Below are 22,391 nucleotides of genomic sequence, written 5' to 3'. Positions count from 1 at the left end.
CGTTATGGCGATGACCGCTGCGGTGAAGGACGAGCTCAGCCGGCTGCAGATCACCAAGATCGGGCCGCGCCGTGCGGAGGTCGCGTCGATGCTGCGGTTCGCGGGGGGACTGCACATCGTGGGCGGCCGGGTCGTGGTGGAGGCCGAGTTGGACACCGGTTCGGTCGCGCGCCGGCTGCGCAAGGAGATCCAGGAGCTGTACGGGCATCACTCGGACGTGCACGTGCTGTCCGCCGGTGGCCTGCGCAAGACCACGCGCTACCTGGTCCGGGTGGTCAAGGACGGCGAGGGGCTGGCGCGCCAGACCGGCCTGATCGACCAGCGCGGCCGCCCGGTGCGTGGCCTGCCCGCCGCGGTGGTTTCCGGGGGCATCGCCGACGCCGAGGCGGCGTGGCGGGGCGCATTCCTGGCGCACGGTTCGCTCACCGAGCCGGGCCGGTCCTCCTCGCTGGAGGTCACCTGCCCCGGTCCGGAAGCGGCGCTGGCGCTGGTCGGCGCGGCCCGCAGGCTGGGCATCCAGGCGAAGTCCCGCGAGGTGCGCGGCGCGGACCGGGTGGTGGTGCGCGATGGCGACGCGATCGGCGCGCTGCTGACCCGGCTCGGCGCGCACGCGAGCGTGCTGCAGTGGGAGGAACGTCGCATGCGCCGCGAGGTGCGCGCGACGGCGAACCGGCTGGCCAACTTCGACGACGCGAACCTGCGCCGGTCGGCACGGGCCGCGGTGGCGGCGGCCGCCCGGGTCGAGCGGGCCATGGAGGTGCTCGGCGACACCGCGCCCGACCACCTGCTGGCGGCCGGGAAGCTGCGCCTGTCCAACCGGCAGGCGTCGCTGGAGGAGCTGGGCCAGCTGTCCGATCCGCCGATGACCAAGGACGCCGTCGCCGGCCGCATCCGCCGCCTGCTCGCCATGGCCGACCGGCGGGCCAAGGAGCTCGGCGTTCCCGACACCGAGTCCGTGGTCACCGCCGAAATGCTCGAGGAAGCGCCCTGACCTGCTCCGATCCGGCGAGCATCCGCACCGGCTGAGGCTCGATAGGCTGGCGCTGTGCGGCCGGCGTGGTGACGGGCCGGCTCGTGACGCACCGTCTTACCCGGGCGCGGTCGAAGGTGACCGAACCACCCAGCCTGGGCCGGAGCCGAGTCCTTCTTCGGGGAAGGGGAATTGTCGTGCCAGACCGTGCGGCCGATCACCGGAGGGCCGGTGCCGCCGAAGCCGAGCTGCCCGCCGCGGTGGCCGGCTGGCTCCGGCGGCGCAGCAGCCTGGCCGGGGACTGGCCGCTGGCGGACCTGCTGGCCGCGAAGGGGACCACGACCGTCAGCGTCGTGATCCCGGCACGCGACGAGGAGGAGACCGTCGGCGACATCGTGCGCACCATCCGGCGCGATCTGGTGCGAACGCACCCCCTGGTGGACGAGGTCGTCGTGGTCGACTCGCGCTCCCGGGACGCGACCGCCCGGGTCGCCGCGGAGGCCGGGGCGAAGGTCGTGGCGCAGGACGCGGTCCTGCCGACGCTGCCCAACCTGACCGGCAAGGGCGAGGCGTTGTGGAAGGGGGTCGCGGCGACCACCGGCGACCTCGTGGTGTTCGTCGACGGTGATCTCTACGACTTCACCAGCTCGTACGTGACCGGGCTGCTCGGCCCGCTGCTGGCGGACCGGACGGTGGCCTACGTCAAGGGCTTCTACCACCGGCCGCTGGTGGGCGGGGGCCCGATCGAGGTCGACGGTGGTGGCCGGGTGACCGAGCTGGTCGCCCGGCCACTGATCAACATGTACTGGCCGGAGCTCGCCGGGTTCGTGCAGCCGCTGGCCGGCGAGTACGCCGGCCGGCGGGAGGTGCTGGAGAGCATCCCGTTCGTGGTGAACTACGGCGTCGAGATCGGGCACCTGATCGACATCGTGTCCTCGCGCGGCCTCGACGCGCTGGCGCAGGTGGATCTGGGTGTGCGCACGCACCGTCACCAGGACATGCACGCGCTCGGGCGGATGTCCGGGCAGATCATGCTCACCGTGTTCGACCGGCTGGAGCGCTACGGGCGCCTGGTCTCCGCCCGGCCGCCCGCCACGTCGCTGGCCCAGTTCGGGCGCGGCGAGTCGGGCCACGGGGTGGCGCGCGAGATGGTGCTGACCGACCTCACCTGCCGCCAGCGCCCGCCGCTGGCCAGCCTGCGCGAGAACGCGTGATCACCGCCGGTCGCGAGCAATCCTGTGTAAGCCGCGGCAATCAAGGTGACCAGCACGCGCGCCCCGAAGGTCCGCGCGCAAACTCGCGGAGAAACAGGCCGGTCACTCCGCGATGTCGGCGAGGGCGACGACCTTGGTGATCCGGGCCCGCACCAGGTATTCCCCTTCAACGGCGTTGCGCTTGCCGAACGCTTCGGCCTTGTCCTCGCCCATGTAGCGGGCGCCGATCGCGGTCGAATACGGGAGCATCTCGTCGACGTCGGTCTCCAGCGTCACTTCCGCGGTGAACTGCACGTACGAGTACGGCGGTTCCTGGTCGTCGACGGTCACCGACAGCCGTGGATCTCGCCGCAGCGCCCGGCCCTTGACCGATTCCATGCCCGTGTTGAAGACGAGTTCGTCGCCGTCGGCCGTCTCGTTGAGGATGAACCAGATCGGCGTCACGTGCGGGGAGCCGTCCGCGCGGGTCACCGCGGCCTTCCCGGTCCGGGTGCCCTCGCTGGCGAAGTACCACCACTCGTCTCTGCTCATCTCGCGCATGTAAACGACGCTAGCGGACCCCCGACTCCGGTGCCTGCGCATGGCGCCGGTGCACCGGTACCGTCGGTCCTATGACGACAGAGAAGCGGCAGGTGCGTATCGAGCGGGTCGCGGCGGGGCGGTACGTCGTGCGCAACGAACGTGGCGGCACGATTCCCATCGGCGGTGACGACTTCAGCCCGGTCGAGTTGCTGCTGGCCGCGATCGGCGGTTGCACCGCCATTGATACCGATGTCGCGACCAGCCGGCGCACCGAGCCCACCGAATTCACCGTGACGGTCAGCGGCGACAAGGTGTCCGACCGGGAGACCGGCAACCGCATGGAGAACCTCACGGTGTCGTTCGCCCTGCGGTTTCCCGAGGGTGAGCAGGGCGACGCGGCCCGCGCGATGCTCCCGCGCACGGTTGCGCTGTCGCACGACAAGCTTTGCACGGTGAGCCGGACGGTCGAGCTCGGCACCCCGGTCCGGCCGGTCATCGAGTAGTGCCTGGGGCCCGGTCGGCTCGGTGAACCGGCCGGGCAGCTCGGCACACCGGGGAGCGCGTCGGTCCAGTTTGGAAGGTGACGCTGGATCGGCGCCGGCGCGGAGCGCGTCGGTCCAGGGTCGAGGGCGAGGGGTGGACTAGTCTGGACCGCTGTGCGAGAAGCGGAGTTGATCAATTCCGGCCTGGCCGACGAGGCCTTGGCCCGGCGGCTCAAGGCGCTCGCCTGCACCGCGCCGCTGCACGACCTGGACGCGCGCAAGGCCAAGCTCGACTGGGCCGACGCAGGCGTCTACCAGATGGCCGAGATCGCGCTGCACACCATCGACCAGGTCACCATCGCGATGGACTTCGACACCGGTGCCGGCCACGAGGATGTGGTGCGCCGCCTGCAGCCGTTCATCGCCGCGCAGGCGCCGGGCCGCCCGGCCGCCGAGCATCGGCGGGTGGCCCGCTGGGTGCTGGACAACCTGATCAACGTCGGCACCGCCGATCGGGGGTTCCGCCGGGTCTACGGCAGTATCGACGAGGCCGGCGCCTATCGGCGTCGCGCGTTCGACTTCAAGCTGCTCGTCGAGCTGGTCTCGCCCGACGGCGAGGTGTATCTGCGGGCCAGTGACGAGGCGATCAACGTGCTGGTCGGGGCGCTGGACACGGACGTCGAATCGGCTCAGATCGCGGCCGAGGTCAAGCTGGAGAACCTGATCAGCCGTGGGCGCCTCGCCGACGCGAAGCTCGCCGCGGAGCAGGCCCGTTACCGCACCGTGCAGTACGGCGAAACGCTGCGCGCGAAGCTGGACGCGACCCGCCGGGACGTCCGGGCGGTGGACTGGACGGAGGAAATGCCGGAGCTGCTGGACTCGGCGCTGTCTCACATCGAGGCGAGGTTCCGGGCGGAGAACGCGATCCTGCGCAACATCACCAAGGCCCGTGACGAGGCGGAGGACCCGGTCCACAAGCGCCGCGCCGCCGAACTGGTCGACATCGTCGCCGACTGCGTCAGCCGCCACACGCAGTTGCAGGCGCGGCTCCAGGCGGCGGGTGCGGTCTTCCGGGCCGAGCAGGATCGCCAGCAGTTCTCGGGACCGCCGAGGCGGGCAGGCGTCGACCTGTTCGGCCAGCTGCTGATGCCCAGCCTCGGCCTGCCGCTCGCCGACGCGATGGCTCCGGTGGAACGGTTCTTCGGCGCCGCCGCGGGTCTCGACGTGCCGACCGTGCCTGCGCTCTCGTCGCTGGTCTCGCTGTTGCTGCGGCCGGCCCCGGAGCGCGACCGGCTGGTCGGCGAGGTTCCGCAGCCCGAGTTGGTCCCGGCGGAGACGGCCGGCTCCTACAGCGACGAGCAGTGGCGGCGGGCGGACGAGCTGCTGGATCTGCCGGAGGTGCCGCGGAGGCTGTCCGGCCTGCTGGCCGAAGCCCGCGAATCGGATCCGGACCTGGCGAGGCTGGTCGCGTTGCGCGCGCTGCACTCGTACAGTCCGGAGGTCGGCGCCGCCGTCCGGCAGGGGGACGAGCGCACCCTGGTCGCCGTGGACGACGGCACGGTCCTGGCCGACGACGAGTTCGGCGGTGCGGACCTGCTCCTGGCCACGGCCCGGATCGCGCGCACCGCCACGGTGGCGGGCACGGCATGACGCGCAAATTCGCGGAGAGAACAGTGCGCGAACTCGCGCAGAAGACGGCGAAAGCGGAGAGGACGGCATGAGTAGCTCTGTGCCAAGGCGCGGCAATCAAGGTGGCCACTGCGCGCGCCCCGAAGGCCCGCTATCGGGGCGGCGGGGCGCCTATGTCGAGAAGGTGACTCGATTTCGGGTGGAGCGCCCCGTCGACACGATCGCGGTCGCGCGCAAACCCGCGGAGGAATAGGCATGAGCGGGCCGGTCACCGCCGGGGACGCGGAGGCGGCGGCTCGGCTGATTTCCTTTGGGATGCGGCCGAAACAGCTGCCCGGGCGCGACGTGGTCTACGCGGACCTGGTGCGCCGCTACACCGAGGACAACGCTTTCAAGCAGTTGACCAACGCGGTGGCCGCGGGCCTGGGGTTGATGGTGCTGGACGTCAGCACCCAGGCGGGCGCGGTGCTGGCCGCGACCGACGAGTCGGTGTTCGAGATCAGGATGGACAGCTACGCCCGGCAGAGCAAGATCCGGGAACGCCGGGACACCGAGAAGGTGCTGCACGGCCTGGTGCACCTGGCCACCGCGGCGCTGGGGTACCCGCGTCCCGACGACCTGGCCAACGACACCTACATCGGGCGGGTGAGCGTCGAGCAGGTCGACGGGGTCGTGCGGGAGGCATGCCGGATTCTCGACGAACGGGCGGCGAAGGCGGACCGGAACAACGACCCGCTCTCGGACGCGCCGGAGCTGGAGCAGGCGTGGCGGGTCTACGCGCGCCGGCCGGCCACCGCCGCGACCAAGGACGGTCGTCTCGCCTCCGACACCACCCGTGGCATGGTCTCGCGTGCCCTGCGGTTCCTGGCCGACCAGGGCTTCCTGGTGCCGGTGAACGGCGAGCAGGGGGGCACTTACCGGACGACGCCGCGCTACCAGGTGCAGGTGCGGGAGCTGGCCGCCGACCGGGCTTTCGCGGAGCTGCTGGAGCTGGGCGTGGTGGCGGTCGGCGACGCCGCGGGCACCCTCCGGCCGTCCATTTCGGACACTCTTTGAGGGGACACTGTTTGAGGGGGCAGGATGTATGAGCTTTCCCGGGCCCGGCTGCACTCGGTCGGCCCGGCCGGTGCGCGGTACCAGGACGTGCTGCTGGACTTCAGCGGCGTGGGCGAGTTGGTCTCCACGCCGACGCAGGATGCGTTGTTCAGCGCTGGGATCCATGACGCCGAGCCGGCGCTGCCCCGGCGCCCGTCGCCGGCGAGCGTGCTGTTCCTGGAAAACGGCGGCGGCAAGTCGGTGCTGATCAAGCTGATCTTCTCGGTGATGCTGCCCGGCCGGCGGCAGGTGGTGGGCACCACGAGCACCCGGGTGCTGGAGAAGTTCGTGGGCGCCAAGGACGTGGCGCAGGTGGCGCTGGAGTGGCAGCACACCGAGACCGGGCAGCGGATCGTCACCGGCAAGGTGTCCCAGTGGCGCGGGCACGTGGTGTCCAACGATCCGGCGAACCTGGTCGACTCGTGGTACTGCTTCCGCCCGAGTGCCGGCCTGAACCTCCAATCGCTGCCGTTGACCGCCGACGGCCGGCTGCTGACCATGTCGGCGTACGCCGAACAGCTGGAGGCGGCGCACCGGGCGGAGCCGGAGCTGGCGCTGTTCTGGACCCGACGGCACCACGAGTGGACCGAACATCTCGACGGGCTGGGGCTGGACACCGAGCTGTTCCGCTACCAGCGCGCGATGAACGCCGGGGAGGGCGAGGCCGCCGACGCGTTCTCCTTCGCTTCCGACGAGGCGTTCGTCGAGTTCCTGCTCAAGGCCGTGATCGCCGAGGACGACCCGCGCGACCTCGCCGACGTGGTACAGACCTATGCGCACAACCTCGGTCAGCGCGGCGAGCTGACGGCGGAGCGTGAGTTCGTGGCCGGGGCCCTGGATCTGCTCGCGCCCCTGGTCGACGAGGAGTCGCTGGCGGCCGCGTCCCGCAAGCTCGCCCGGGTCGCGCGGGCAGACGCGGGCGAGTTCGCCGCTTCGGTCGTCGCCCGGCACAGGCTGGAGGCAGCCCGGCTCGCCGGCCTGAGCGAGGAGGTGGACCGGGCACGGGACGAGGAGAAGCTGGCCGAGGGCGATCACCGCCGCCGCGGCGCCGTGGTCACCGAGCTCCGCCGGGTGGTGGCCGAACTGCGGCTCGGCGAGACCTTGGCCGGCAAGGAGCGCATCGACACCGACCTGGCCGAGGCGCGCGCCACCGCCGAAGCATGGCGCGAGACCGCGACGGTCCTCAACCACGTCAACGCGGTGCGCAAGGCGGCCGACATCCGGCAACTGGTGGGAGAGCGGGAACAGACCGCGAAGCCCGCGTTGGAGGCGAAGAACGCGGCCGCGAACGCGCTCGCGCGTGGCCTGCTGGCGCTCGCGAAACAGGCGGGGGAGCAGGCGCAGGCCGCGGAGCAGCGGGCGGCGAAGGCGCACGACGAGGCCGCGCTCGCGCAGGGCCGTCGCGACGAGGCGACCGGTCTCGCGGCGAAGCATCGCGCCGAGGAGGCCCAACTGACGGCGCGGATCGGCGACCTCAGAGCGGAGATCTCCCAAGCCGTCCGCGATGGCCTGCTCGACGACGGCACTCGGGTTGCGGAGACCGCGGAAGACGCCCGCATGCGTGCGGAGAACGCCGTGCGGGACTTGGCCGCACGCGAAACCGAGCTGGAAGCCGTTGCCGAGGAACACGTCGATGCGCAGGCTGCCGCGCATTCGGCTCGGCACCAGGTCGCGATCGCGCAAGGCCGGGCCGATCAGACCGCGGCCGAACTGGCCGGCGCCCAGCGGCGCACGGCCGGCCTGGCCGCCCATCCCCGGCTGCTCGAACTGCTCGGCGGGGACACCGTCCAGCTCGAGACCGACGCGCCCGCACTGCTGAACCGGTTGCGGGAAGCCAGAACGAGCGCCGAACGCGAGCAGACCGGTCTGCGTATGGAGGATTCCGCCGACGAGCGAGCGCTGGCGGCGCTGGGCAGTGGGGGTCTGCTCCCCGCGCCGCCCGAGGTGCAGGCCGCGCTCGAGGTGTTGGAGCGGGCGGGAATCACCGCGTCCTCCGGCTGGCGCTATCTGTCCACAATGGATGCCGGGGGCCGGGAGCGGGTCCTGGCGCGGCTGCCGCACCTGGCCGGCGGCGTGCTGGTCAACGACGCCGCACAGCTGCCCCGTGCGGCCGAGGTACTGGCCGATGCCAAGTTGCTGCCGAACGTCGTGGTGCCAATCGGCACCAAGGAGGCGGTGCACGGCGAGGGGCCCCTGCCCGGCACCGAGTTCATCGTCCCGCCCAATCCGGCCATGTACGACGAGGAGGCAGCCGACACCGAACGGCGGGCGATCCTTGCCCGGCATGCTCGGCGACGCAAACACCTCGAAGCCCTCGCCGTCGCGATCAACGACGACGCCGCGCTGGAGTGGCGGCTCGCTGCGTGGCGCGAGGACTATCCGCCCGGCGCGCTGGCCACCCTGGCCGAGAACGCCGAGGCGGCGGCGCGCGAACTGGCCGGTCGCCAGGCCGAGGCCGTCGCCGCGGAAGGGAAACTGGCCGAGCTCTCCGCCCGGCGCACTCGCCTTCGCGAGCTGATCCCGCCGTTGCGCACGGCCGTGAGGCTGGCGGAGGAACGCTCTCGCCGGCTCGGCGAGCTGGCCCGGCGAGTGGCGCGGATTCCTCAGTGGACGCAGGAGGCGGAGCGGGCGCGGGAGAGCGTGGCCCAGGCCGAGGCCACCGCCGGGCAGGCCGCGGCCAGGGCCGCCCGGCTGCGCGAGGAGGCCGCGGAGGAGCAGCGGACCGCGGACGGGCACCGGCGCACGGTCAGCACCGCGCGTGCCGAGCTCGCCGAGGTGCCCGGGGGCGGTGCGGTGTCCGAAGCGGACCCCGCACCGTCAGAGCCGGTGGACGCGCTGCGGCGGGCCTTCGCGTCGGCCGGCGACGCCTACGCGAAGGTAGCGGTCGGCAGCGATCTGAGGGCCGAGCTCGAGCAGGCGGAGTCGGCCGAGTCCGCGGCACGGGCGGCGCTGGAGGCACTGGACGCGCGCGTCCGGGAACTCGCCGGCCGGCTGCTGGAGACCCCGGACGGCTCGGACGCCGCGACCCGGGCCGCGGCGCAGGCGCGCGCCGGGCGGGCGGTCGTGGCCCTGGAAGCCGAGCACACCGAGGTGGTCGGCCTGGTCGCCACCGCCAGGGCCGAACTGGACCGGCTACCGGGACAGCCGGTCTCGCTGGAGATCCACCCGCGCGACGCCGAGCACGGCCGCGAGCTGATCGCCGGGGCCGCGGAGGAAGCCGGCGCCGCCGCGCGGGCCTGGGAACGAGCACAGGCTCGGCGAGCCGAGGCCGAGCGGGTCCTGGCGAGCGCGAACGACTCGGCCGCCGGGTTCCGGCTGCTCGCCGAGTCCCTGTCGCACCTCACGCCGGACACCACTTCGGACGGGCCCGTGTTCGACGGTGCCGTCGAGTCCGCACACGAGCGTTTCCGGAAGCTCAACGCGACACTGGCCGAGGCCGATTCCGCGGTGGAGCAGGCCGAAAAGCGCGTCCGCGCGGCAGCGGACGCGCTCGCCCAGTACGCGACCGAAAGGCGCTTCGAGAAGCTGTCCAGCCCGGTCCGGCACCAGATCGTCTCGGTGCGCCGGGACAGCCTGCCGGCCAACGCGGGGGAGTGGGCCGCCGCGCTGCGCCCGCGGCTGCGGACGCTCACCGGCGACCTCGCGCAGATCGACCGGCACCGGTCCGGGATCGTGGCCCGCCTGCAGGGCATGGTCGAAGGCGCCCTGCGGACGCTGAAGTCCGCGCAGCGGCTCTCGCGCCTGCCGGAGGGGCTGGGTGACTGGTCGGGCCAGGAGTTCCTGCGGATCTCCTTCGCCGAGCCCGAGGAGCCCGCGCTGACCGAGGCACTCGGCCAGGTCGTCGACGAGGCCGCCGCCGGCCGGACCGGCGACGGCCGGGAGCTGCCCCGGGACGGGATGTCGCTGGTGCTGCGCGGGGTCCGGGCCGCCGTGCCGAAGGGCTTCCGCGTCGACCTGCTCAAGCCCGACTCGGTGCTGCGCACGCAACGCCAGCGGGTTTCCGAGATCCGGGACGTGTTCTCCGGCGGGCAGCAGCTCACCGCCGCGATCATCCTGTACTGCACCCTGGCCGCGCTGCGCGCCAACAATCGCGGCCGCCTGGCCAACCGGCACTCCGGGGTGCTGTTCCTGGACAACCCCATCGGGCGGGCGTCCGCGGGCTACCTGCTGGAACTACAGCGGGTGGTGGCCGAGGCGCTGGGCGTGCAGCTCGTTTACACCACCGGCCTGTTCGACGCCGGCGCCCTGTCGGAGTTCCCGCTGATCATCCGTCTGCGCAACGACGCGGACCTGCGGGCGGGCCGCAAGTACCTGTCGGTCGAGGAGACCATCCGGAGCCACCTCGACGAGTTGGCCGAGGAGGACGGCACCGCCCGCCTGTCCGCCACCCGCCTCTTCACGAAGCCGTCCACAGCCAGGTCCTAGAGACCGTTTCGAAGTGGCTTGCGTGGCGGTGCGGGTAGCAGTGCAAGTGGACGGCCCACAGCAAACGGCTCCGCCGCGTTGAAACGCACTTAGTGCCTGTCGTGTTGTCGTGAGCCGTTATGTCGGTTCGGGCGACTGCACCGGCAGGAGTCGGGGGCGTTTGGCGGTGCGGCCGTCCCCGTGGATTCGCCGCGGATGCGCCGGGCGAGCCAGGGGCCGATCGCTCGATCAGCGGATCGGGGTCGACGTGGTCGGCGGCCTGGACCTTGACCAGCAGATCGTCGCGGATCACCGACGGCCTGGACTCGGCCGCGACGAAGCGTTGCAGCTCGTCCAGCCCGGCTCGGGTCGGCCGGAACAGGCGCTTGGCCGGCCGGTTGGCCTGTCGTACGTCACGGCCGGTGATCAGGCCATCTTTCTCCAGTTTGGACAGCTCGGCGTACAGCTGCTGGGGCAGGGCGTGCCAGAAGTTCGCCACGCCCACGTCGAATGCCTTGGCCAGTTGGTAGCCGCTGCGCTCCTCGTCAAGCAGTGAGGCCAGTACCGCATGCCGCAGGGTCATCGTCGCAACCCCTTCATGTGCTCGTCGGAGCGGTCATAGTCAAAATAACGATTACTCTGTTTCTTGACTTGGAGGGGTGGCAGGTACCAGCGCAGCGGAACAACGCGACCTGGCCGGCTTGGCTGAACCTCAGCCAAGCGGCGGCATCCAGGGCGCGTAGGTCACGACCGTCCGCTGATCGCCGACTGATAGGCGGCGAGGGCGGCCGCGTCGTCGATGCTGCCGTGGTGATGGAACTGCGACCAGCGCCCGTCCTCGTACCGGAAGTAGCGCGTGGTGCGGATGGACAGTGGCACGGTCTCGGACCCGTCCACCGAGTAGCCGCCGGTTTCGCGGCCTGCGAAGATGGCGTGCCCCTCGCTGGCGTATTCGACGATGTCGCCGAAGGTGACGGTGACCCGGGCAGGGCCGTGGAACACGCGGTCGTAGAGCGCGGTGATCGCGCTGCCTCCGCGCAGGATGCCGCCGAGCGGGTTGTTCAGCTGGGCCAGCGGGTGAGTTGTCCAGACCCGCCCGAAAGCGTCGAGGTCGGCGTTGTTGAACGCGAAGTAGAACGACTCGAGTGCGGCCAGCGCGCCGTCGATCCCGGGTTCGCCGGCCGCATCGAGACGGTTGCGTGACTCCGGGCCGAAGGAGAGGTCGAGGTGTCGGGTCATCGGGGGTCCCTTCGGATACAGTGTTTGATGGAGGTCGACCACATGAGTGTACGACAGCAATCGAACACAGCGCCATCGGATTCCGTGTCGTTGGACACGGCCAGGGCCCGTGGCCTGACGCACACACATCCGCGGGACGTGTCGCTACAGGACGCCCTGGCGGCGCTCGTCGACCCGGTGCGGCGCGCCATCCTGCGCGAACTCGACGGCATACCGGACTGGACCAAGGCGTGCGGGACCTTCGACCTGCCGGTGACCAAGGCGACCCGCAGCCATCACTTCGCCGTACTGCGCGCGGCAGGCCTGATCGAGCAGCGGGACTCCGGCCCCCGCCGGCTCAACCGGCTGCGCCGCCCGGAGTTCGACGAAGCCTTCCCCGGCCTGCTCGACCTGGTGCTCGCCGAGCGCTGACATGAGTGACCCGTTACTCCCGAAAACCGGCATGAACTCCTCATTCATGGGCCGGCCCGATTTACGGTGCCTTCCGATGTCGAGAACCACGTGAGCGTTCCGACCATCTGACGAGATGAGAGGAGCCGTCATGAGGAAGATCTACGCATTCATCGCGGTAAGCGCGGACGGGTACCACGAGGGCCCGGACCGCGAGCTCGACTGGCACGTCGTGGACGAGGAGTTCAACGAGTTCGCGATCAAGCAACTGCACGAGACGGGCACACTGGTGTTCGGGCGGGCCACCTACCAGATGATGGCGTCGTACTGGCCCACCGCGGAGGCGAAGCGGGACGACCCCGAGGTGGCCGCGCTGATGAACGCCGTGCCCAAGGTGGTCGCGTCGCGGACCCTGCGCGAGGCCGGCTGGGCCGGCCCGGTCACCGGCGATGCGGCCGGCGAACTCACCGCGCTGAAGGCCCAGCCGGGTAAGGACATCGGGATCTTCGGCAGTTCCACGCTGACCGTCGACCTGCTGCGGGCCGGCGTGCTCGACGAACTGCGCCTGATGGTGATGCCGGTCCTGCTCGGCGACGGCCATCCCGCGCTCCACGGCGCCGACCGGGCGGGCCTGACCCTCACCGGAGCCCGGCCGTTCTCCTCCGGCAACGTCCTGCTGACCTACCGGGCGCGCTGACCGCCCGGTTCAGTCCTTACGGCCGTTCAGGGCCAGGCCGGCGCCGAGGCCGATCATGACCAGTCCGCCGGTGCCGCCGATCAGTTCCAGCCGGCGGGGGGAGCGCGCGAACCAGGTGCGTGCGCTCCCCGCCGCCAGTGCCCACGCGGAGTCCGTGCAGATCGCGATCATGGGCAGGCTGATGCCCAGCAGCATGATCTGAGTCGGCACGTGCCCCACCGGGTAGCTCACGAACTGGGGCAGCACGGCGGCCAGGAACACGATCGACTTGGGGTTGGCGAACCCGACCACGAAACCGTCGCGCAGCACCGTCAGGGTGCGCGCGGGGGTCGTCCGGACCGCGGCGGAGAACGCCTCGGACAGCCTGCGCCGGTGTCGGACCGCCTGCACGCCCAGGTAGACCAGGTAACCGGCGCCGGCCAGCTTGATCACGGTGAACACCGTGGCCGAGCGCTCGACCAGCGCGCCAAGACCGAACGCCACCGCGACCACCTGTGTGTAGACACCGGCGGAGTTGCCGAGCACGGTCAGCAGCGCGTCACGCCGGCCGACGGTGAGCGCCCGGCTGACGGTGAACAGCACGCTCGGTCCTGGTACGACGACCATCACGAAAACCAATGCCGCGAACGCGGCGAACTGCCCGGGGGAGACCACGACCCCAAGCTTAGGCCCGGGCACGGACCGTGTGCGAGGAAGATCCGGCGACCCGCCAGGCGCGAACTCGCCGCGGGCCCTCTTCTTGATCGATTCGCCAGGTGGGCAATCTCTCGTTGGCCCATGTCAGACGGTACGAGCCCGCACGCTAGGGTTGCCTTGAGCCCGAAGATATGTTGCCCGGTTCATCCGGGTTCTATCCCGAGGAGAGAAGAGCAGTGACTGTTCGCGTAGGTGTGAACGGCTTCGGCCGGATCGGCCGCAACTTCTTCCGCGCCGTGGTGGCCAGCGGCCACGACATCGAGGTCGTTGCCTTCAACGACCTCGGTGACGTCGCGACCATGGCGCACCTGCTCAAGTACGACAGCATCCTCGGCCGGTTCCCCGGGGAAGTGACCGTTGCCGACGACGGCATCGTGGTGGACGGCAAGACCATCAAGGCCCTTGCCGAGCGCGATCCCGCGAACCTTCCCTGGGGCGAGTTGGGGGTGGACGTCGTTCTCGAGTCCACCGGTTTCTTCACCAACGCCGACGCCGCCAAGGCGCACATCGCCGGCGGCGCCAAGAAGGTCGTCATCTCCGCGCCCGCCAAGGGCGAGGACCTGACCGTCGTGCTGGGCGTCAATGACAAGCTCTACGACGGTTCGCAGACCATCATCTCCAACGCGTCCTGCACCACCAACTGCCTCGGCCCGCTTGCCAAGGTCCTGCACGAGGCATTCGGTATCGAAAAGGGCTTGATGACCACCATCCACGCCTACACGCAGGACCAGAACCTGCAGGACGGCCCGCACAAGGACCCGCGCCGCGCCCGCGCCGCCGCGGTGAACGTCGTGCCCACCTCCACTGGTGCGGCGAAGGCGATCGGCCTCGTGCTGCCCGAGCTCAACGGCAAGCTCGACGGCTACTCGCTGCGCGTTCCGGTGCCCACCGGCTCGATCACCGACCTGACGGTCAACCTGACGAAGAAGGCGACCGTCGAGGAGATCAACGCGGCCTACAAGGCGGCGGCGGACGGCCCGCTCAAGGGCATCCTGCGCTACAGCGAGGACCCGATCGTCTCCAGCGACATCGTCACCGACCCGGCGTCGTGCATCTACGACGCACCGCTGACCAAGGTGATCGACGACCAGGTCAAGGTGTTCGGCTGGTACGACAACGAGTGGGGCTACTCCAACCGCCTCGCCGACCTGGTGAAGCTCGTCGGGTCGAAGCTCGCCTGAGCCGGCCGGAGGGACGAGGAAGGTAACGGCCTGTGAACTCGACCGCGCGTTTCGACGCGAGCGCTGTCAAGACCGTGGACGACCTGCTGAAGGAGGGGGTTGCGGGCCGGCGCGTCCTGGTGCGTTCCGACCTGAACGTCCCGCTCGACGGCGCCACCATCACCGACGACGGGCGGGTCCGGGCGGCGCTGCCCACGATCCGGCGGCTGGCCGAGGCCGGCGCGAAGGTGATCGTGGCGGCCCACCTTGGCCGGCCCAAGGGGACGCCGGATCCGGAGTTCTCGCTGCGCCCGGTCGCCGACCGGCTCGGCGAGCTGCTCGGCGCCGAGGTCAGGCTGGCCGGTGACGTGGTCGGCCCGGAGGCGAAGTCGCTCGCGGCATTGCTGGCCGACGGTTCGGTGGGCCTGCTGGAGAACGTCCGGTTCGACCCCCGCGAGACCAGCAAGAACGATGCCGAGCGGGCCGAGCTCGCGGCTGAGTTCGCGAGCCTGGCCGAGGCGTTCGTGTCCGACGGGTTCGGTGTGGTGCACCGGAAACAAGCCTCCGTCTACGACGTCGCACGGGTGCTGCCCGCCTACGCGGGTGGCCTCGTGCTCGCCGAGCTGGCGGTGCTGACCAGGCTCACCGGCGACCCGGCGCGCCCGTACGTGGTCGTGCTGGGCGGGTCGAAGGTGTCGGACAAGCTCGCCGTCATCGAGGCGCTGCTGCCGAAGGTCGACAAGCTCCTCATCGGCGGCGGGATGGCCTTCACCTTCCTCGCCGCGCAGGGGCACGACGTCGGCGGTTCCCTGCTGGAGACCGATTTCGTCGCCACCGCCGGGAAGCTGCTCGACGAGCACGGCGACAAGATCGTGCTGCCGGTCGACGTGGTGATCGCCGAGGCGCTCGCCGCCGATGTCGAGGTTCGCACGGTTCCCGCCAACGCGATTCCCGCCTCCTGGAAGGGCCTGGACATCGGGCCGCGCACGGTCGAGCTGTTCGCCGGGGCGATCGCCGGGGCGAAGACGGTGTTCTGGAACGGCCCGGCCGGGGTGTTCGAGCTCGCACCGTTCGCGGCCGGCACCCGCGGCGTGGCCCAGGCCATCGTCGACGGCGATGCCTACAGCGTGGTCGGCGGCGGAGACTCGGCCGCCGCGGTGCGCCTGCTCGGGCTGCCGGAGGACGGGTTCTCGCACATCTCCACCGGCGGCGGCGCGTCCCTGGAGTTCCTGGAGGGCAAGGAGCTTCCGGGCGTGGCGGTGCTGGCCGGGCGGTAGGCCGACGAGCGAAGGCGAGCGGCGGCGGCGCCGCCGCTCGCCGCATGTTCCTTTCCCGAAGCAGAGACCGGAGAAGACTGATGGCGCGCAAGACGTTCGTCGCCGGCAACTGGAAGATGAACCTCAACCACCTCGAGGCCATCGCGCTGGTCCAGAAGATCGCGTTCTCGTTGCCGGAGAAGTATTACGCCAAGGTGGATGTCGCCGTACTTCCACCTTTTACCGACATCCGCAGCATCCAGACCCTCGTCGACGGGGACAAGTTGCTGCTCACCTACGGTGCGCAGGATCTGTCCGCGCACGATTCCGGTGCCTACACCGGTGAGGTGTCCGGGCCGATGCTGGCCAAGCTCGGCTGCACCTACGTGACCGTGGGGCACTCGGAGCGCCGCGAGTACCACGGCGAGAACGACGAGCTGGTCAACCGCAAGGTTCGCGCCGCGATCAAGCACGGGCTCAGCCCGATCCTGTGCGTGGGCGAGCGGCTCGAGGTCCGCGAGGCCGGCGGCCACGTCGAGCACGGGTGCCAGCAGCTGATCGCCGGGCTCAAGGGCCTGAAAGCCGAGCAGGTCAAGGAGAAGGTGGTGGTCGCCTACGAGCCGGTCTGGGCGATCGGCACCGGCCGGGTGGCCACCGCCGCCGACGCGGAGGAGGTCTGCAAGGCACTCCGGGAGACCCTCGCCGACAAGTACGGCGGTGAGGTGGCCGAGGCCGTCCGGATTCTCTACGGCGGCTCGGTCAAGTCGAACAACATCGGTGAACTGGTCGCGTGCGACAACATCGACGGCGCCCTGGTCGGCGGTGCGAGCCTGCAGGCCGACGAGTTCACCAAGCTGTGTGCCCTGGCCGCCGGGGGACCGCTGCCCTGACCGCCGCGGGCGACGAGTAGTCTGTCAACCTCAGACCGTCACACGGTCGGGCTCGCCCGTGGCAGGTGACGTAGGATCGGGGTACCACCATGAGGTCCCGCTTCACCTTCGGACAACGACAGAGGAAGAGATGAAACTGTTCCTGCAAATCCTGTTGATCGCGTCCAGCGTGCTGCTGTGTGTCGCGGTCTTGCTGCACCGCGGCCGCGGGGGCGGGCTGTCGTCGTTGTTCGGGGGCGGGATGCAGTCGAGCCTGGCCGGGTCGAGCGTGGCCGAGAAGAACCTCGACCGCATCACCCTGCTGCTCGGTGCGATCTGGCTGATCAGCATCGTGGGACTCGGCCTGTTGATGAAGGTCTGAGAGCACGGGCGTGCCTATGGGGGGTGCGCCGCCAGACAACACTGTGAGGATTCATGGTTGGCGGTAATGCGATTCGCGGCACCAGGGTCGGTGCCGGTCCTTCCGGTGAGTCCGAGCGCGGTGAGTCCGCGCCCCGTCGCCGGGTGTCTTACTGGTGTGCCAACGGGCACGAGTCGCGTCCCTCGTTCGCGATGGACGCCGAGATTCCGGAGGAATGGGACTGCCCACGGTGCGGCCTGCCGGGCGGTCAGGACGAAAAGAACCCTCCGGCCGCTCCGCGGACCGAGCCGTACAAGACCCACCTGGCCTATGTGAAGGAACGGCGTAGCGACGCCGACGGCGAGGCCATTCTCGCCGAGGCGCTAGAGCGCCTCCGCCTCCGCCGCCAGATCTAAGGGTGTTTCGAAGTGGCTTGCGTGGCGGTGCGTGAGGCGGTCCCTGGCTCCGGGATCGCCTCCTCATGAGTGGCCAATTCACCACGTCGGCGCTGTCCTCGCCAGGAACCGCCTCAGAACCCGCGGCGGTGCAAGTGGACGGCCCACCGCAAGCGGCTCCGCGCTTTGAAACACCACGTGGTAGGCGTCCAGGGGTTCAGGGGTCCACTGGGTAGCTGGCGCGTACTCGGAATCCGCCGTCCTCGGTCGGCTCGGTCTCGAAGCTGCCACCGAGCAGCCTGGCCCGTTCGGCCAGCCCGGTGAGGCCGTGGCCGCCCGAGGGCAGCGGGGTGGCCGGCCGGCGCGGCCGGTCGTTGCTGACCTCGACGGTCAGCGTCTCTTCCTTGCCTACGACGACCACGGTCGCGGCCGCACCCGGCGCGTGCTTGCGGACATTGGTCAGGCATTCCTGCACGGTGCGGTAGGCGGCCGCGGACACCTTGGCCGGCAGTTGCTCGGGAACCCTGTCCACGCTCAGCTGCACCGGCACCTCGCTGCCCTGCACCAGCTGGTCCAGTTCGCCGATTCCGGGTTGCGGGCCGTCGTCGTGGGCGCCGGAGCGCAGCACACCGACCAACGACCGGAGCTCTTCGAGGGTGCGCGTGGACAGCGTCCGGATCGTTTGCGCGGTTTCCAGTGCGTTGGCCGAGCCGGGCGCGGCGGTCAGTGCTCCGGCCTGCATGGCGATCAGCGTGATGTCGTGGGAGACGACGTCGTGCATCTCCCGGGCCAGCCGGGCCCGTTCCTCGGCCCGGACCGCGTCGTCCCGGAGCTTGCGTTCCCGGTCGCGGCTCGCCGCGAGTTCGCCGAGCCGCTGCGCGAGCTCGGCCCGTGCCCCGATCAGCAGCCCGATCGCGATCGGCATGCCGGCGACCAGCACCGCGTAGATCGCGTCGATGGCGTGTTCCCGCCAGCTCAGCTCGGCGAAGTCGGACAGCGGCCACTGGATGAACCGGCACGCCCACACCAGCGTCGCGCCGGCCCACACCTTCCAGTGCATCTGCTTGCGGGTGGCCAGCATGCCGAGGGCGATCATCGCGGCCAGTTGCGACCAGCCGGTCAGGAACCCCGGCACGGTGCCCAGCACGACGACGAACGGCAGCCACCGGCGGAATACCAGCGACAGGCAGGCCAGCGCCGAAAGGTACAGCGAATACGACGGCGCCTTGTCCGGAATGACCAGCCAGACGTCGAGCGCCGCCAGCACGACCGCGGCGGCGTCCATGGCCACGGAAGACCACATTTCCCGTTTGAGCGGCATCTTGAACGGGAAGACGGGCCGTGCGGTGGTCCGCTCCCGCGTGCGGTCGGTGGCCCCCGCGCCCGGGCCGCCGACCGTGATCGGAATGGGGAGCCCCTCAGTGCCCATGCTCGGACCTCATTCGTCTTCTCGACTCGGACCATGAGACTGTCGAGACCCGCCAATGGGACGCGCCGTTACAAAGAAATGTGCGGATGCTAACGCGGTCGGGTCATGGTCCCGGATTTCTCACGCACGGTAACCGGCAATCGTCAGGCGTTCCCCCCGGATGCGGCCGATCAGGCGGTGGGCGGCAGGTAGACGTGTGACAGCTTCGCGGCGGCGGTCCGGTCGATGAGCCACAGGGTCCGGTGCGTGCCGCGCGCTCCGGCGACCGGCAGCTGCACCTCGCCCGCGCCGGAGAGGGCCAGCGCGACGGCGTCCGCCTTGGCCCCTCCGGTGGTCATCAGCCAGACGTCGCGAGCCTGCCGGATCGCCGGCAGGGTAAGGGAAATCCGCGTGGGCGGCGGCTTGGGGCTGTTGCGCACCGCGATCACCGACCGCTCGGTCTCGTACACCGCCGGCGACTCCGGGAACACCGACGCCGTGTGCCCCTCGCCGCCCAGCCCGAGCAGCATGATGTCGAAGCCAGGTACGTCGCCGTGGTCCTCCGGCCGGGCATTGGCGGCAAGCACCCGCGCGTACGCCTCGGCCGCCGCGTCGGGGTCGTCGCCGAACTCGCCGTCCGAGGCGGCCATCGGGTGCACCCGCTTCTCGTCGACCGGTACGTGGTCGAGCAGCGCCCGGCGGGCCTGCCTTTCGTTGCGTTCGTCGTCGTCCGCGGGTACGAACCGCTCGTCGCCCCAGTACAGGTCCAGCCGTGACCAGTCCACCGCGTCCCGGGCCGGGGACCGGCGCAGCTGCTCCAGCACGGCGATCCCGGTGCCGCCGCCGGTGAGCACGAGGGACGCCGATCCCTTGGCCGCCTGCAGGTCGACCAGCCGGGTCACCAGCCGGGCCGCGGCGGCGGCCGCCAACAGGTCGGAATTGGCGTAGACCACTACTTCGGTCTTGCTCACCGAACTCTCCCTTCGCCGGCCGCCACCCTGGGCGCCGGCCTCATTTCGCGGGGGCCTTCGCCTTCGCCTGACCGGCAGTCTTGCGGGCACCGCCGGGCTTGCGCGCTGCCCTGGCACCGGCGCCCGAGGAAGCCGCGAGCTTGTCCAGACCGTGCAGGGCGGCCTCGTACACCTCGTCCGGGTCCAGCCGCCGCAGCTCCTCGATGAGACAGTCCTTGGTGTTGCGGCGGTGCAGCGCGATCCGGCGGGCCGGCTGGCCGGGCTGGGTCAGCGTGCCCACCTTGCCGTCCGGGCGGTACAGCTTGACCGGCCCTGACCGGCGCTCCAGCGACACCGCCTCGATGCCCTGGGCGGTGGTCGACTTGATCCGCTTCACCGGTATGTCGAGGTACTCGGCCAGCCAGCCCGCAAGCAGCTCCGTCGAGGGCGAGTCCGCCTCGCCGGTGACCGCGGCGGCCGTGACCTCCTCGTGCGGCGGCAGGTCCAGCGCCGCGACCAGCTGCGCACGCCAGTTGGTCAGCCGGGTCCAGGCCAGGTCGCTGTCACCCTCCACATAGGTCTTGCGCCGGCCGGCCAGTGCCCGGACCGGGTTCCGCTCGGCGGCGGAGTCGGTGATCCGGCGCTGCGCGATCTGGCCCAGCGGGTCCTGCGCCGGGGCCTTCGGGCCCGCGCCCGGCCACCAGGTCACGATCGGCGCGTCGGACAGCAGCAGCGGGATGACCGCGCTCTGGCCCTGGCTCGCCAGGGGCCCGTAGAGCCGCAGGACGATCACTTCGCTGGCGCCGGCGTCACCGCCGACCCGGATCTGGCCGTCGATGCGGGGCGCCGCCGTGCGCGAGCCGCGCGCGACCACGATCACCCGGCACGGGTGCTCACGGCTGGCCTCGTTGGCCGCGTCGATGTGCTCCTCCAGGTGCGCGCCGTCGTCGTCGACGATCAGCAGGGTGAGCACCCGGCCGAGGGCGACCGCCCCACCGCGCTCGCGGATCTCGACGAGCTTGCGATTGACCTGTGAAGTCGTCGTGGATGGCAGGTCGATGATCATCCTCGCCGCTGTCCTTTCCGCGACTGCGCGCAATCGATCGGGATGGCCGGTGTCACGGCCTTCTCCAGTTCCGGCCGGAGCGGGCGAGCAGGGCGTCCGCCGAGGGCGGCCCCCAGCTGCCCGGCGCGTAGGACTCCGGCGCGCCGTGCTTGGCCCAGTGCTCCAGGATCGGGTCCAGGATCTCCCAGGACAGCTCGACCTCGTCGTTCACCGGGAACAGCGACGGCTCACCCAGCAGCACGTCCAGGATCAGCCGCTCGTAGGCCTCCGGCGAGGACTCGGTGAAGGCGTGGCCGTAGCCGAAGTCCATGGTGACGTCGCGGACCTCCATCGTGGTGCCGGGCACCTTCGACCCGAACCGCAGCGTCACGCCCTCGTCCGGCTGCACCCGGATGACCAGGGCGTTCTGCCCCAGCTCCTCGGTGTCGGTGCGGTCGAAGGGCAGGTGCGGGGCGCGCTTGAACACCACCGCGATCTCGGTCACCCGCCGGCCCAGCCGCTTGCCGGTACGCAGGTAGAACGGCACCCCGGCCCACCGGCGGTTCTCCACTGCGAGGGTGACCGCGGCGTAGGTCTCGGTCGTCGAGTCCTTCGCGAACCCCGCTTCCTGCAACAGGCCCGGCACCTTCTTGCCGCCCTGCCAGCCACCCGCGTACTGGCCGCGCGCGGTGGTCTCGTCGAACGGCTGCACCGGCTTGGTCGCCGAGAGCACCTTGATCTTCTCGGAGCGCAGGGCGCGCGGTTCGAAGGAGACCGGCTCCTCCATCGCGGTGAACGCCAGCAACTGCAGGAGGTGGTTCTGGATCACGTCCCGGGCGGCGCCGATGCCGTCGTAGTAGCCGGCGCGGCCACCGAGGCCGATGTCCTCGGCCATGGTGATCTGCACGTGGTCGACGTAGTGGGCGTTCCAGATCGGCTCGAACAGCTGGTTGGCGAAGCGCAGGGCCAGGATGTTCTGCACCGTCTCCTTGCCGAGGTAGTGGTCGATGCGGAACACCGATTCCTCGGGGAAGACGTCGTTGACGATCGCGTTGAGTTCCTTGGCACTGGCCAGGTCGTGCCCGAACGGCTTCTCGATGACGACCCGGCGCCAGCTGTGCTCGTCCGCCGTGGCCAGGCCCGAGCGGGCCAACTGCTTGGTCACCACCGGGAACGCGCTCGGCGGGATCGACAGGTAGAACGCCGTGTTGCCGCCGGTGCCGCGCTCGGTGTTGAGCTCACGCACGGTGTCGGCCAGCCGGTCGAAGCTCGCGTCGTCGTCGAAGCTTCCCTGCACGAACCGGATTCCCTCGGCCAGCCGCTGCCACACCGATTCCCGGAACGGCGTGCGTGCGTGCTCCGCCACCGAGTCGTGGACCAGTTGCCCGAAGTCCTCGTTCGCCCAGTCCCGGCGCGCGAACCCGACCAGGGAGAAGCCGGCCGGCAGCAGGCCACGGTTGGCCAGGTCGTAGATCGCCGGCATGAGCTTCTTGCGGGACAGGTCCCCGGTCACCCCGAAGATCACCAGGCTGGACGGTCCGGCGATCCGGGGCAGCCGCTTGTCCCGGGGATCGCGTAGCGGGTTCGTCCACCGCTCGGTCACACTGTC

Annotated in this window: 21 protein-coding genes; 13 read left to right on the top strand and 8 right to left on the bottom strand. The window is 70.8% G+C overall.

The window, feature by feature from the left end:
• Positions 1 to 4 precede the first annotated feature (4 nt).
• Positions 5 to 991: a DNA-binding protein WhiA gene (gene whiA / locus A3CU_RS0101140; RefSeq protein WP_027940705.1), complete on the top strand. Its 987-nt coding sequence runs from the start codon at positions 5 to 7 to the stop codon at positions 989 to 991.
• Between the two features lie 227 nt (positions 992 to 1,218).
• Positions 1,219 to 2,184: a glucosyl-3-phosphoglycerate synthase gene (locus A3CU_RS0101135; RefSeq protein WP_027940704.1), complete on the top strand. Its 966-nt coding sequence runs from the start codon at positions 1,219 to 1,221 to the stop codon at positions 2,182 to 2,184.
• Between the two features lie 102 nt (positions 2,185 to 2,286).
• Here the strand turns inward: A3CU_RS0101135 and A3CU_RS0101130 are convergent, their stop codons facing one another.
• Positions 2,287 to 2,724 (bottom strand): PPOX class F420-dependent oxidoreductase, encoded by a 438-nt coding sequence (locus A3CU_RS0101130; RefSeq protein WP_027940703.1) that lies wholly within the window; start codon positions 2,722 to 2,724, stop codon positions 2,287 to 2,289.
• 71 nt (positions 2,725 to 2,795) lie between these two features.
• Between A3CU_RS0101130 and A3CU_RS0101125 the strand changes: the two genes are divergently transcribed.
• From A3CU_RS0101125 to A3CU_RS0101110, 4 genes are all read left to right on the top strand, one after another.
• Positions 2,796 to 3,209: an OsmC family protein gene (locus A3CU_RS0101125; protein ID WP_027940702.1), complete on the top strand. Its 414-nt coding sequence runs from the start codon at positions 2,796 to 2,798 to the stop codon at positions 3,207 to 3,209.
• Positions 3,210 to 3,362: 153 nt separating this feature from the next.
• Positions 3,363 to 4,838: a hypothetical protein gene (locus A3CU_RS0101120; RefSeq protein ID WP_027940701.1), complete on the top strand. Its 1,476-nt coding sequence runs from the start codon at positions 3,363 to 3,365 to the stop codon at positions 4,836 to 4,838.
• Positions 4,839 to 5,072: 234 nt separating this feature from the next.
• Complete coding sequence (locus tag A3CU_RS0101115) at positions 5,073 to 5,873, top strand: hypothetical protein (RefSeq protein ID WP_027940700.1); 801 nt, start codon at positions 5,073 to 5,075, stop codon at positions 5,871 to 5,873.
• 24 nt (positions 5,874 to 5,897) lie between these two features.
• On the top strand, positions 5,898 to 10,337 hold the full coding sequence (locus tag A3CU_RS0101110) for a hypothetical protein (RefSeq protein ID WP_027940699.1): 4,440 nt from the start codon (positions 5,898 to 5,900) through the stop codon (positions 10,335 to 10,337).
• On the opposite strand, the gene A3CU_RS50800 is transcribed toward A3CU_RS0101110, so the two are convergent.
• Complete coding sequence (locus tag A3CU_RS50800; RefSeq protein ID WP_084143018.1) at positions 10,309 to 10,899, bottom strand: PadR family transcriptional regulator; 591 nt, start codon at positions 10,897 to 10,899, stop codon at positions 10,309 to 10,311. The genes A3CU_RS0101110 and A3CU_RS50800 overlap by 29 nt on opposite strands.
• 161 nt (positions 10,900 to 11,060) lie before the next feature.
• A complete protein-coding gene (locus A3CU_RS0101100) occupies positions 11,061 to 11,555 on the bottom strand; it encodes a YybH family protein (protein WP_027940698.1) in 495 nt (164 codons plus the stop codon).
• Between the two features lie 138 nt (positions 11,556 to 11,693).
• Between A3CU_RS0101100 and A3CU_RS0101095 the strand changes: the two genes are divergently transcribed.
• Positions 11,694 to 11,966, top strand: coding sequence for an ArsR/SmtB family transcription factor (locus A3CU_RS0101095; protein ID WP_245616837.1), 273 nt, complete (start codon positions 11,694 to 11,696; stop codon positions 11,964 to 11,966).
• A gap of 130 nt (positions 11,967 to 12,096) precedes the next feature.
• On the top strand, positions 12,097 to 12,642 hold the full coding sequence (locus tag A3CU_RS0101090) for a dihydrofolate reductase family protein (protein ID WP_027940696.1): 546 nt from the start codon (positions 12,097 to 12,099) through the stop codon (positions 12,640 to 12,642).
• A 9-nt stretch (positions 12,643 to 12,651) separates the two neighbouring features.
• On the opposite strand, the gene A3CU_RS0101085 is transcribed toward A3CU_RS0101090, so the two are convergent.
• Positions 12,652 to 13,296, bottom strand: coding sequence for a LysE family translocator (locus tag A3CU_RS0101085; protein ID WP_027940695.1), 645 nt, complete (start codon positions 13,294 to 13,296; stop codon positions 12,652 to 12,654).
• Positions 13,297 to 13,514: 218 nt separating this feature from the next.
• Between A3CU_RS0101085 and gap the strand changes: the two genes are divergently transcribed.
• From gap to A3CU_RS0101060, 5 genes are all read left to right on the top strand, one after another.
• Positions 13,515 to 14,519: a type I glyceraldehyde-3-phosphate dehydrogenase gene (gene gap, locus A3CU_RS0101080; protein ID WP_027940694.1), complete on the top strand. Its 1,005-nt coding sequence runs from the start codon at positions 13,515 to 13,517 to the stop codon at positions 14,517 to 14,519.
• Positions 14,520 to 14,551: 32 nt separating this feature from the next.
• Positions 14,552 to 15,775, top strand: a complete 1,224-nt coding sequence (locus tag A3CU_RS0101075; RefSeq protein WP_027940693.1) for a phosphoglycerate kinase — start codon at positions 14,552 to 14,554, stop codon at positions 15,773 to 15,775.
• Positions 15,776 to 15,855: 80 nt separating this feature from the next.
• Positions 15,856 to 16,644, top strand: coding sequence for a triose-phosphate isomerase (gene tpiA, locus A3CU_RS0101070; protein ID WP_027940692.1), 789 nt, complete (start codon positions 15,856 to 15,858; stop codon positions 16,642 to 16,644).
• Between the two features lie 130 nt (positions 16,645 to 16,774).
• Positions 16,775 to 17,005, top strand: coding sequence for a preprotein translocase subunit SecG (secG, locus tag A3CU_RS0101065; protein WP_027940691.1), 231 nt, complete (start codon positions 16,775 to 16,777; stop codon positions 17,003 to 17,005).
• Between the two features lie 53 nt (positions 17,006 to 17,058).
• Positions 17,059 to 17,400, top strand: a complete 342-nt coding sequence (locus A3CU_RS0101060; protein ID WP_027940690.1) for an RNA polymerase-binding protein RbpA — start codon at positions 17,059 to 17,061, stop codon at positions 17,398 to 17,400.
• A 196-nt stretch (positions 17,401 to 17,596) separates the two neighbouring features.
• On the opposite strand, the gene A3CU_RS0101055 is transcribed toward A3CU_RS0101060, so the two are convergent.
• From A3CU_RS0101055 to zwf, 4 genes are all read right to left on the bottom strand, one after another.
• The gene (locus A3CU_RS0101055; RefSeq protein WP_425388213.1) at positions 17,597 to 18,700 is read right to left on the bottom strand and encodes a sensor histidine kinase; all 1,104 of its coding nucleotides are present in this window, start codon (positions 18,698 to 18,700) and stop codon (positions 17,597 to 17,599) included.
• A gap of 278 nt (positions 18,701 to 18,978) precedes the next feature.
• Positions 18,979 to 19,758 carry a 6-phosphogluconolactonase gene (pgl, locus tag A3CU_RS0101050; RefSeq protein WP_027940688.1) on the bottom strand — a complete coding sequence of 260 codons (780 nt, stop codon included), beginning with the start codon at positions 19,756 to 19,758 and terminating at the stop codon, positions 18,979 to 18,981.
• 40 nt (positions 19,759 to 19,798) lie between these two features.
• On the bottom strand, positions 19,799 to 20,803 hold the full coding sequence (opcA, locus tag A3CU_RS0101045) for a glucose-6-phosphate dehydrogenase assembly protein OpcA (protein ID WP_027940687.1): 1,005 nt from the start codon (positions 20,801 to 20,803) through the stop codon (positions 19,799 to 19,801).
• A 52-nt stretch (positions 20,804 to 20,855) separates the two neighbouring features.
• Positions 20,856 to 22,385 (bottom strand): glucose-6-phosphate dehydrogenase, encoded by a 1,530-nt coding sequence (zwf, locus tag A3CU_RS0101040; protein WP_027940686.1) that lies wholly within the window; start codon positions 22,383 to 22,385, stop codon positions 20,856 to 20,858.
• Positions 22,386 to 22,391 lie beyond the last annotated feature (6 nt).

It is taken from the genome of Amycolatopsis taiwanensis DSM 45107 (assembly GCF_000519205.1).
GTDB lineage: Bacteria > Actinomycetota > Actinomycetes > Mycobacteriales > Pseudonocardiaceae > Amycolatopsis_E > Amycolatopsis_E taiwanensis.
Note: the sequence above shows the minus strand (reverse complement) of the source record. Positions and strands in the feature narration are given on the sequence as shown.